Origin of the sequence: Pseudodesulfovibrio pelocollis (assembly GCF_030282845.1) — a bacterium.
Taxonomy (GTDB): domain Bacteria; phylum Desulfobacterota; class Desulfovibrionia; order Desulfovibrionales; family Desulfovibrionaceae; genus Pseudodesulfovibrio; species Pseudodesulfovibrio pelocollis.
Genome location: NZ_JASTWE010000015.1, coordinates 58,701 through 67,750 on the forward strand (window position 1 = coordinate 58,701; position 9,050 = coordinate 67,750).

General features: G+C 63.6%; 10 protein-coding genes. 4 read left to right on the forward strand and 6 right to left on the reverse strand.

The features are described from left to right. Positions 1–31: 31 nt before the first annotated feature. Positions 32–478, reverse strand: coding sequence for a NanQ anomerase/TabA/YiaL family protein (locus tag QQS14_RS07300; RefSeq protein WP_285906314.1), 447 nt, complete (start codon positions 476–478; stop codon positions 32–34). 187 nt (positions 479–665) lie between these two features. Here QQS14_RS07300 and QQS14_RS07305 point away from each other — a divergent pair, with 187 nt between their 5' ends. Then, positions 666–1,367 (forward strand): SDR family NAD(P)-dependent oxidoreductase, encoded by a 702-nt coding sequence (locus tag QQS14_RS07305; RefSeq protein WP_285906315.1) that lies wholly within the window; start codon positions 666–668, stop codon positions 1,365–1,367. A gap of 86 nt (positions 1,368–1,453) precedes the next feature. Here the strand turns inward: QQS14_RS07305 and QQS14_RS07310 are convergent, their stop codons facing one another. From QQS14_RS07310 to gcvH, 4 genes are all read right to left on the reverse strand, one after another. Further along, entirely contained in the window at positions 1,454–2,833 is a 1,380-nt protein-coding gene (locus QQS14_RS07310; protein WP_285906316.1) for a dihydrolipoyl dehydrogenase family protein, read from the reverse strand. Then, the gene (gene gcvPB, locus QQS14_RS07315) at positions 2,823–4,265 is read right to left on the reverse strand and encodes an aminomethyl-transferring glycine dehydrogenase subunit GcvPB (RefSeq protein WP_285906317.1); all 1,443 of its coding nucleotides are present in this window, start codon (positions 4,263–4,265) and stop codon (positions 2,823–2,825) included. The genes QQS14_RS07310 and gcvPB overlap by 11 nt, the downstream gene beginning before the upstream one ends. Continuing rightward, the gene (gcvPA, locus tag QQS14_RS07320) at positions 4,262–5,596 is read right to left on the reverse strand and encodes an aminomethyl-transferring glycine dehydrogenase subunit GcvPA (protein ID WP_285906318.1); all 1,335 of its coding nucleotides are present in this window, start codon (positions 5,594–5,596) and stop codon (positions 4,262–4,264) included. Before gcvPA ends, gcvPB begins: the two co-directional genes overlap by 4 nt. A 72-nt stretch (positions 5,597–5,668) precedes the next feature. After that, positions 5,669–6,049 (reverse strand): glycine cleavage system protein GcvH, encoded by a 381-nt coding sequence (gene gcvH, locus QQS14_RS07325; RefSeq protein WP_285906319.1) that lies wholly within the window; start codon positions 6,047–6,049, stop codon positions 5,669–5,671. 261 nt (positions 6,050–6,310) lie between these two features. Between gcvH and QQS14_RS07330 the strand changes: the two genes are divergently transcribed. The 3 genes from QQS14_RS07330 to folE2 all read left to right on the forward strand — a co-directional run bounded on the left by QQS14_RS07330 (position 6,311) and on the right by folE2 (position 8,330). Beyond that, positions 6,311–7,015 (forward strand): class I SAM-dependent methyltransferase, encoded by a 705-nt coding sequence (locus QQS14_RS07330; RefSeq protein WP_285906324.1) that lies wholly within the window; start codon positions 6,311–6,313, stop codon positions 7,013–7,015. A gap of 22 nt (positions 7,016–7,037) precedes the next feature. After that, entirely contained in the window at positions 7,038–7,457 is a 420-nt protein-coding gene (gene nikR / locus QQS14_RS07335; protein ID WP_285906320.1) for a nickel-responsive transcriptional regulator NikR, read from the forward strand. A 102-nt stretch (positions 7,458–7,559) separates the two neighbouring features. Continuing rightward, the gene (gene folE2 / locus QQS14_RS07340) at positions 7,560–8,330 is read left to right on the forward strand and encodes a GTP cyclohydrolase FolE2 (RefSeq protein ID WP_285906321.1); all 771 of its coding nucleotides are present in this window, start codon (positions 7,560–7,562) and stop codon (positions 8,328–8,330) included. 23 nt (positions 8,331–8,353) lie between these two features. Here folE2 and QQS14_RS07345 read toward each other — a convergent pair whose 3' ends face one another. Then, positions 8,354–8,986: a hypothetical protein gene (locus tag QQS14_RS07345; RefSeq protein WP_285906322.1), complete on the reverse strand. Its 633-nt coding sequence runs from the start codon at positions 8,984–8,986 to the stop codon at positions 8,354–8,356. Between the last annotated feature and the right edge of the window lie 64 nt (positions 8,987–9,050).

The following is a 9,050-nucleotide window of genomic DNA, read 5'->3' on the forward strand; positions in this document are numbered from 1 at the left end:
GGGCATTCCGGTTCCATCAGGCCCTCTGGCTTCATTCCACCGGAACCTTGACCACCACCTTGTGCACCTCGCCGCCCGAGAGCATGGGCATGTGCGCGTCCTCTGGAAAGTGGATGGCGATCATGCCGGGCGAAAGCGTGGTCCAGGCCACGGGTTTGTCGCTGTAGAAGGCCGCGTCCGAGCGCGGGTCCGGGTTCTCGGCGGCCGGGCCGAGATCGGGCCGCGCCTTCCAGCCGATGGTCTCGCAGCCGTCGAGGACGTAATGGACATCGATATGGCGGTCGTGGGTCTCCATGAGGGCGTCCATGGGCGCGCGGCCCGGGCCTTTGGCGACCATGGCGTGGAGCGGGCCGTCGATCTCCACCCGGCCCACGGGCAGGGCGGCAAGGTCGGCCCTGCGCAGGAAATCGAAGGCGGCCTGGAAACGGGAGTTGAGGGCGGCGTATTGTTCGGCGTGGGCCAGAATGTCCAGAATCATGGGAGCCTCGCTGGTTGCGGATGGGGTTTTGTCGATTCAATCACATCCGGCCCCGGAAGGGAAGCCGCCCGGGGAGCTTCCCGGGGGTCTGCCCGCGCGATACGGGCAGGCGGGGTGGACGGCCGGGGAGCGTCCGGGTATCCTCCGGGCAGGACAAACGAATCAAACACAGGAGCGAGGCACTGTTATGAAAAAACACGTCATGATCACCGGCGGCAACAAGGGCATCGGCCTTGAGGCCACCAGGCTGTTCATTGAGCGCGGCTGCCACGTCACGGTCGTGGCCCGCGATTTTTCCACCTTCCCCCTGGCCGGGGACGACTCCGTCACCGCCGTGGAGTATGACCTGAGCGATGTGGAGGGCATCCCCGCCCTGGTGGCCGGGCTCGATCCCGTGGACGTGCTGGTCAACAACGCGGGCGTCATGTACGCCCTGCCGTACGACCAGTATCCCGAGGACAAGGTGCGCACCATCCTGCGCCTCAATCTTGAGGCCCCGGCTGCCCTGATCCGCGAGACGGCCCGGCACATGACCGCCCAGGGGAGCGGGCGCATCGTCAACAACGCTTCCATCGCCGGGCAGATCGGCCACCCGGACATCTGGTACGGCGTGACCAAGGCCGGGCTGATCAACCTGACCAAGAGCTTTGCCAAGCTGCTCGGCCCAAGCGGGGTGGTGGTCAACGCCGTGGCCCCCGGCCCGGTGGAGACGGACATGCTCCATGTCATCCCCGAGGCCCGGAAGAAGGCGATACTCCAGGCGGTGTACACCGGCCGCTTCGCCAGGGCCGAGGAAGTGGCCCGGGCCATCCTCTGGCTGGCTACCGACTGCCCGGAATACATCAACGGCACCTGTCTGGACATCAACAACGGGTCGTTCCCCAGATAGCCGGACAGCGGAAATGATCGCGCATGAAAAAGGGGGAGGGCCGTATCGGCCTTCCCCCCTTGCATTGGTCGAATGTCGGGTGATGGCTATTCCACTGGAATGCGCTCGGCCTGAAGGGCGGCCAGCAGGGATTCATCCAGGGAGGGGTGGGGGAAGACGATGGAGTGCAGGTCGTGGGCCGTCCAGCCCTGGCGCACGATCATGGTGGCCGGGGTGGTCAGGCGCGACACGTCGTGGCCCACGGCCGTGACGCCCGCCACGCGCCCCTTGGCCCAGATCACCTTGACAAAGCCCTGGGTGGCGGCGTGGGCCTGGGCCATGGGGTTGGCCGCCAACTGGGCGAGGGAAACCTCGCATTCCTCGTCGGCCAGATGGACCTCGTTCTCCATGCGGCCCACGCGCATGACCTCGGGCGCGCCGTAGAGCACGCTGGGCACCGGGCCGGAGTCGTAGGGGGCGTCCGTCTTTCCGGCCACCAGGGCGGCCACGTAATGGCCCTGGTGGGAGGCGGCGTGGGCCAACTGGATGATGCCGTTGACATCGCCCACGGCGTGGATGCCGGGCGCGGCCCGGAGGTGTTCATCCACCTCGATGCGCCGCATGGGCGTCTTGATGCCCACGCTGTCCAGGCCAAGGCCGTCGGTCACCGGGCCGCGTCCCACGGCCACCAGGATGATGTCGGCCGTGTATTTCTCGCCGGTGTCCATGGTCAGCTCTCCCTGGTCGTCCACTGTTCGGACGCCGGACACGCGCTTTTCGAGCAGCACGTCCCATTTCCATCGCTTGAAGGTGGATTGGAGGGCCTTGGATATCTCGGGGTCTTCCAGCGGGGCCACCCGGTCCATGGCGTCGATGACCGTGACCCGGGCGCCGAAGCGGTGGGCCACCTGGGCCATCTCCAGACCGATGAAGCCCGCGCCCACCACGATGAGGGAGGCGGGCATGGTCTCCATGGCCAGGAACATGTCCGAGTCGAGCACGCACTTGCCATCCGGCTCAAGGCCCGGAAAGAAGATGGGCCTGGACCCGGTGGCGATGACGATATTGGCGCATTTCAGCGTCCTGACCCCGTCCGGCGTCTTGATCCCGTCGGTCGTCTCGACCTCCACCGCGCCCTCGCCCGCCAGCCTGCCGAAGCCCTCCACAAGCTCCACGCCGAGCTTGCCAAGCTGCATGGCCATGGCCTTGCGCGTGCCCGCCAAATGCTTGGCCACTCGGCCCTGGAGGGCGGGGAAGTCCACCTTCACCTCGCCCGAGGCGACCTTCATCCTGGCCTGGTTGTGCAGCTCGTCAATGGCCGAGGTGGCACCCAGCCACAGCTTGGTGGGAATGCAGCCCCGGTTGAGGCAGGTGCCGCCGAGGAAGCCCTTTTCCACCAGGGCGACCTTGAGGCCGTGTCCGGCCGCGGCCACGGCCGCGTCGAATCCCCCCGGGCCAGCGCCCAGGACCACGAGATCATAGGTCATCGGTCAGCTCCATGGCGCGGGCGGCGCGGGTTTCGTCCAGCCGCGAGACCGGCAGGGTGCGCGGCGCGGCCTGGACCGCCGCCGGATCGGTGATCGCCATCTCGGCGATCTCGATGAGGGCGTCGATGAACTGGTCCAGGGTTTCCTTGTTCTCGGTCTCGGTGGGCTCGATCATGATGGATTCCGGCACGATGAGCGGGAAGTAGACGGTTGGCGCGTGATAGCCCTTGTCGAGCAGGGCCTTGGCGATGTCCAGGGCGCGCACGCCGGTCTTGGCCTGCTCGGCCGCGCTGGCCACGAATTCGTGCATGCAGATGCGGTTGTAGGGAATCTCGAAGTGCTTTTCCAGCCGCTTGCGCATGTAGTTGGCGGAGAGCACTGCGTTTTCCGTGGCCCGGATCAGCCCGGCGCGGCCCAGGCGCAGGATGTAGGCATACGCCTTGAGCACCACGCCGAAGTTGCCGTAGAAGGGGGCCACGTAGCCGATGGATTTCGGGTAATCGTAGTCGAGGAAGAACTGGCCGTCCTCAAGCTTGACCACGCGCGAGATGGGCAGGAAGGGTTCGAGCTTCTCGCATACGCCCACCGGGCCGGAGCCGGGGCCGCCGCCGCCGTGGGGGGTGGCGAAGGTCTTGTGCAGGTTGAGGTGGACGATGTCGAAGCCCACGTCGCCCACGCGCATCTTGCCCATGACCGCGTTGAGATTGGCTCCGTCGTAGTAGAGCAGGGCGTCCACCTTGCGCAGCATGCGGACGATCTCGGGCAGGTTCCTCTCGAACAGGCCGAGCGTGTTGGGGCAGGTCATCATCATGCCCGCCACCTCGTCATCCAGCACCTCGGCCAGGGCGGCCGGGTCCACGATGCCGTCCACGGACTCCACCGAGACCACGGTATAGCCCGCGATGGCCGCAGAGGCCGGGTTGGTGCCGTGGGCCGAGTCTGGCACGATGATCTTGGTCTTCTTGTTGCCCCGGTCCTTGTGATAGGCGGCCATGAGCATGACGCCGGTCAACTCGCCGTGCGCCCCGGCCATGGGGTGCAGGGTGAAGGCGTGCATGCCGGTGATTTCCGAGAGCAGCTTCTCGGTCTCGTACATGACCTCAAGGGCGCCCTGGCACTGTCCGCCAGCACCCTGGAGCTGGGGCAGCACCGGATGCAGCCGGGTGAAGCCGGGCATGGCGGCCACCACCTCGGTGAATTTGGGGTTGTACTTCATGGTGCACGACCCCAGCGGGTAGAAGTTGCCGTCCACGCCGAAGTTGCGCTGGGAGAGCCGGGTGAAGTGGCGCACCACGTCAAGCTCGGACGCCGAAGGCAGCCCTATGTCGCCCTGGCGCAGCAGCTCGGAGGGGATGTACGCCTCCTCGGCCTTGCCCTCGCAGGGCCAGCATCCTTCGCGTCCGGCCACGGATGTGTCGAATATGGTCTTCATCTGAGCACCCCCCGGAGCATCTCGGCGAAGATGCCGATCTGCTCCTCGCTGGTCTTTTCGGTGCAGGCCACGAGCAGGCCGTTTTCCAGTCCTTCGTAATACCTGCCCAGCGGGAAGCCGGGCACGAAGCCGCGCGCCGTCAGCCGGGCGATGACCTCAAAGGCGTTGACCGGCAGGGTCACGGCGAACTCGTTGCCAAAGGCCCCCTTGGTGAGCATGTCCACGCCCGGGATGGCCGTGAGCCGCTCGGCGCAGAGATGGGCGCGCTCCACCGAGAGCCGGGCCGCGCGCCTAAGGCCCAGCTCGCCCAGGGCGCACATGTGGACCAGGGCGCGCAGGGCGCACAGGGACTGGTTGGAGCAGATGTTGGAGGTGGCCTTCTGGCGGCGGATGTGCTGCTCGCGGGCTTGCAGCGTCAGCACATAGCCGGTGCGGCCCTCGCCATCCACGGTGCGGCCCACGATGCGGCCGGGCATCTGGCGGATCATGTCCTTGGTGCAGGTCATGATGCCAAGGTACGGCCCGCCAAAGGAAAGGGGCAGCCCCAGAGACTGGCCCTCGGCCACGGCCACGTCCGCGCCCATGGCGCCCGGCGTCTTGAGCAGGGCCTGAAGTACCGGATAGGCCGAGATCACGGACACGGCCTTTTTCTCTCTGGCAGTGGCGAAGAGGTCGGTGAAGTCGTTGATGGACCCGAAGAAGTTGGGGTTTTGCACGAGCACGGCGGCGGTCTCGTCGTCGATGGCCGCCTTGAGCCCGGCCATGTCGGTCTGCCCGTCGAGGTGGGGCACGGTGACGAATTCGAGGTCCAGGTTCGAGGTGTAGGAGCCGAGCATGACCCGGTAGATGGGGTTGAGCCCCTCGGAGACGATGATCTTGCGCCGCCGGGTCTTGCGCACGGCCATCATCAGCGCCTCGTACAGCGCGGTGCCGCCGTCGTAGACCGAGGCGTTGGCGCACTCCATGCCCAGCAGCCGGGTCACGGCGGTCTGGTACTCGAAGATGGCCTGGAGCGTGCCCTGGGAGGCCTCGGGCTGGTAGGGCGTGTAGGCGGTGTAGAACTCGCCGCGCATGGTCAGGGCGTCCACTGCGGCCGGGATGTAGTGGTCGTAAAATCCGGCCCCGAGGAAGCTGGTGCGGTCGATGGCGTTCTTGCCCGCCAGGCCTTCGAGCCGGGCGAGCACTTCCATCTCGCTCAATCCCTCGGGGATGTCGAAGCTGGCCGGGCGCATTCCGGCCGAAATCTCGGCAAAGAGGTCGTCGATGGAGGCGACCCCGATGGTGGCGAGCATTTCCCGGACTTCGTCTTCGGTGTGGGGAACATACGGCATGGGTGATACCTGCTGGGTGGTGGTGAAAACAGCGCGGCCGGAGCGGGAGCGCCCCGGCCGCGAAACGTGGCGCTAGTGGCTCTCGGACTCGACCACTGCGGCGTAGCCCTTGGCGTCGAGCAGGCCTTCGGGCGCGGCCTTGATGCGGAACTTGAGCATCCAGCCGTCACCGTAGGGGGCCTCGTTGACCTTTTCCGGCGCGTCTTCCAGCGACTCGTTGACCTCGATGACCTCGCCCGACACCGGGGCGTATATCTCGCTGGCCGCCTTGACCGACTCGACAGAGCCCATCTCGGCTCCGGCCTCGAAGGTGTCGCCCACGCCGGGCAGCTCGACAAAGGTCAGGTCGCCCAACTGTTCCTGGGCGAAGTGGGTGATGCCCACCGTGGCGACATCGCCGTCGATGCTGCACCATTCATGCGATTTGGCGTAGAGAAGATTGTCGGGAATCATGGGGTTCGTCTCCTTATGGTGGCGGAAATATTCAGAGTGGCAAATGCTATCTGGAAAATATATCACGCTCCGATGCCGTTGAAAACAGTAAAAATTATGACGCTTTTTCGGTCTTTTTGTCCTTTGGCCGAATTCCATGCGTTAGACGCCAAAAAGATGACGCCGGGACATGCGCCACGCTGTCTTTCATGGCCTGGAGGTCAATGGTAATACGAACATCGTTGACCATGGCACGATGCGAGTGTACCATCCTTCATGCGTATGATTTCCAAGCGTCCTGTCCACGTCCATGAAGCCGTGCCCCACGGGGACGAGCCGCCTGGCTGCACTTCGCGTGTGAGCGTGGAGGTGGGCGGCCGGGTCTGGCTCCTTGATCGCGAGGCCGACATGGAGGCGCTCTGGGAGCGCATGGGCGAGGACGACCTGGGCGCGGACGAGCGGCTGCCCTACTGGGCCGAGGTCTGGCCCGCCAGCGTGCTGCTGGGCCGCCACATCCTGCGCAACGCCGAGGTGCTGTGCGGCAGGATGTGCCTTGACCTCGGCTGCGGCCTGGGCCTGACCGGCATCATCGCCAGCCATGTGGGGGCGCGGGTGGTGGCCTTTGACTACGAGTGGCCCGCCGTGCGCTTCGCCCGGCACAACGCGGCGCTGAACAACGTCCCCCAGCCGCTGTGGACGCTCATGGACTGGCGCGAGCCAGCTGTGCGCGCCCATGGTTTCGACTTTGTCTGGGGCGGCGACGTGCTCTACGAGAAGCGCTTCTTCGATCCGCTCATCCGCCTGTTTCGCCATGTGTTGGCACCCGGTGGCAAAATCTGGATCGGCGAGCCGGTGCGCACCGTGTCGCGGCCGGTGTGGGAGCTGGTGCGGCGGGAAGGTTTTACGGCCGAGCTGCTGACCGTGGAGAAAGTGGCCCTGTGCGGCCAGAACGCCACGGTGAACCTGTGGGAAGTTACCATATCCTGAATCAACCTGATCGGAGGGAAGCATGGGCAAGACCATTCGTTTCGGCGTGTCCCTGGACTCGGAACTGCTTGAGAAGTTCGACCAGCATTGCGATGAGCGCAGCTACCAGACCCGCTCCGAGGCCATCCGCGACCTGATTCGCAATACCCTGGTCCAGCGCGAGTGGGAGCAGGCCGAGGGCGATCTGGCCGGAACCCTGACTCTGGTCTACGACCATCACAAGTCAGGCCTCTCGCAGAAGCTGACCGAAATTCAGCACGACCACCACCACGTCATCCAGTCGTCCCTGCATGTCCACCTGGACCATCACAACTGCCTTGAGGTGATCATCCTCAAGGGCGACGCCGACGCCATCAAGACCCTGGGGCAGCAGCTCATCTCCACCAAGGGCGTCAAGCACGGCAACCTCGCCCTGACCACCACGGGCAAGGACCTGATCTAGCCCGGCCCCCTGGCACGACGCCTGGGCGGCCCCGCCTTCACCCCTCCCGACATGGGCGCGCCCTTCGTGCCCGTGCGCCGGGATACAACGGAATAATGACACATGGAAGACGTACAAAAGCATGTGGCGGACATCGCCATGCCCATCGACAGGGTGGGCGTCAAGGGGCTGCGGCTGCCCATCATCGTCCGCGACCGCGAGTCGGGCATCCAGCACACCGTGGCCCAGGTCTCCCTGTCCGTGGACCTGCCCGCCGAGTTCAAGGGCACCCACATGAGCCGGTTCGTGGAGGCCCTTGAGCATTGGTCCGGCGAACTGGACTACAACACCTTCCTGACCCTGCTCGACGACATCGTGGGGCGGCTCCAGGCCCGCAGCGCCCATGTGCGCTTCGTGTTCCCGTACTTCCTGCGGCGCAAGTCGCCCGTGAGCGGGGCCGACTGCCTCATGGACTACACCTGCCGGGTGGACGGCGAATACCGCGACGACACCCTGACCTTCACCCTGGGCGCGGACGTGCCGGTCATGACTGTGTGCCCCTGCTCCAAGGCCATCTCGGACGAGGGCGCGCACTCCCAGCGGGCCGAGGTCCGCATCCAGACCCGGTTCAAGGGCTTTCTCTGGCTTGAGGATCTCATCGAGATCGGCGAGCAGGCCGGGTCGTGCCAAGTCTATTCGTTGCTCAAACGCGAGGACGAGAAGTACGTCACCGAGCGCGCCTTCGCCAATCCGGCCTTTGTGGAGGACGTGGTCCGCGCCGCCGCCCAGGGCCTGGACAAGCACCCCCAGATCCGCTGGTACCGCGTTGAGGTGGAGAGCTTCGAGTCCATCCACAACCACTCGGCCTTCGCGGTCATTGAAAGCGGGGGGTGACGCTTGCGAAAATTAAATCTGTTTCATTTTTTGTCTGTGATCGCATTAAAGCCTTTGATAGTAAATGTATGAGTGTAGTGAGGAGATTTGTAGCGTGCGCCTACGGGTTTTGCAGACTTGATAAGATTTTCCACGGCATCTTTAAGACCTTTTTCTGAATATGCTATAGATTTTGATGGTGGATGCCCTTTGTCAACATTGAAAACTGTACATTCAATGAAAGGGTGTTTGATTTCTTTAAGGTACTTATAAAATGCTTCTTTTGCTAAGCCAATTCCAAAAACGCGCCATGCATATTTTTTCCCCCAATAATATCCTTTTGCGTTGTATTTAATCCTTGCATCGTTCTTCGCCTTTTCGGTATCGTAGAGTTCTTTTCCCGCCAGTTCCATGGCGGAAAATGCTGAGTCTGGTGTTGTCTTGCTTGAGTTTGAGATAGCAGTTACCTCGACCCAGTTTACGCCATTGTCTACCGAGTATCCAATGTTGTATCGATCTCCCTCGGTGATGATTGGAGTGCTGCTAGTTGTTCTAGCTTGATAGATGGTAGAAGTATTTTTTGGCGAAAATTTATGGATAAAATAATCACCATCTTTCGATATCGAGTAGCTACTGGCAATGAGATCGTATGTTGTTAATAAATCTCTTCTCTTCACCTTGCTCTCCTTGATTATTGGTTTTCGATAGAGTAATTACCGCGCGACCTTTTGTATAATATAA